Annotated in this window: 1 protein-coding gene; it reads right to left on the reverse strand. The window is 61.1% G+C overall.

What is annotated here, in order from left to right; translation table 11 throughout:
- Window positions 1-1502, reverse strand: a 1502-nt coding sequence (locus tag BM160_RS22030) for a tetratricopeptide repeat protein (protein WP_143093322.1), incomplete at both ends; no start/stop codon positions are given.

Consider the following 1502-nt stretch of genomic DNA (forward strand, 5'->3'; position numbering starts at 1 on the left):
GGCGCTTCAAACTGCGCGCCGAAACGGCAGTGCTCGGCAAACAACGCCGCAGCATCGACTGCTTCGTTCTGGCTTATGGAGAACAACAGGCTGCTGTACAAGATGGCATCATCCGGTCTGATCTGCAGTGCCCGCCTAAAGGTTGCCTCCGCCTCTATTTGCCGATTCTGTTCGCTTAGCAGTATTCCTAGATTGTTATGCCCACTGAAATATGCTGGCGCGATCTCCAGCGCCCGGCGATAACTCGCCTCGGCATCTGCCAGCCGCCCCAAATTTTTGAGGACGATGCCTAATTCGTTGTGCGCATCGATCAATAGCGGCTTGATCTCCAGTGCCCGCCGACAGTGAACTTCGGCCTCAAGGATCTGCCCCTGTTCCTTGAGTATGGCGCCCAGAGCAAGGTGCGCCTCGGCGTATGTCGGTGCGACTTCCAGCGCTAGCCGCTGGCTTGCTTCGGCTTCGGCCAGACGCCCAAGGGCTGCGAAGATCATGCCTAGGTTAAGGTGCGTCTCCACATCGTCAGGCCACAGTTCCGCGGCGGTTTGCATGGGCAGAAGCGCCTTCTCAAGCCCACCCTGCGCCCGGATCAAAATGCCTAACATTTTCCAGCCGAATCCGTGATGGGGAAAGCGCGTCGTGAGCGATCGGGCCAGAACTTCCGCTTCCGTGAGCCGTCCTTTGCCGTACAAGGCCATTAAGGCATTGACTGCTTTGGCGCCTGGTGCTTTTTTACCGCCGCTGTGCAGTGCCGCTTGCCAGGCTGGTTTTACTGACTGCGGCAGCGCATCGGATGGCGCCGCACCCGGTTTGCCTTCGTTCAGGCGCCCTGCCAGCACTTCCATGTCATCGCCCTGCAATCCGTGCTCCCGTCCCAGCGCCAGCACCTGCTTCGCAGTTTCTGTTTCGTCGGCTTGAATCAGCGCGTCGATGTAACTCAGCCAGTATTGCTGCTGCTCCGGCCTGGCTTCAAGTGCTGCAGCCAAGTAAGGCAGCCCGGCTCCCGCTTGCCTCATCTGCACCGCCAGAACGCCCAGACTGTGATTGGCCTCCGGGTGATTCGGCTGGGTTTGCAGGATGGATCGGTAGAGCATCTCGGCTTCTTCTAGCTGGCCGGATTGCTGATGATTCACGGCCAGTTGCAGCGCCTGCGCCAGAGACTGCACCAAGTCTTGCAGCGCTTGCGCCATGATCGGATTGGCAGGCTGCTGCAGGGAGGTGGGAACGGTCATGGCAGGCACAGAAGCCGCAAAGGATTCAGCCGGCAAGCCGGCACACCAGCGCTGCCACATGGTGCGCAAGGCGCGTTCCATACCGGCGGCGATGTCCTCAGGCCGGCCTGGCGCCGACTGCAAAAACCGCTCGCGCAGCCCGGCCCGCAGACTTGCCAGCATCGAAAAGTCGGCCGCAACCGTCAGGCCCTGTCGCACGAATGCTGCCGCGTCCTGCGCGACAAACACTTCCAACCCGACATGACCCAGAATCCCGGCGCCGGTGCGGCCCGC

The organism is Polaromonas sp. OV174 (assembly GCF_900112285.1).
In the GTDB taxonomy this organism is placed as follows: Bacteria; Pseudomonadota; Gammaproteobacteria; order Burkholderiales; family Burkholderiaceae_C; genus Polaromonas.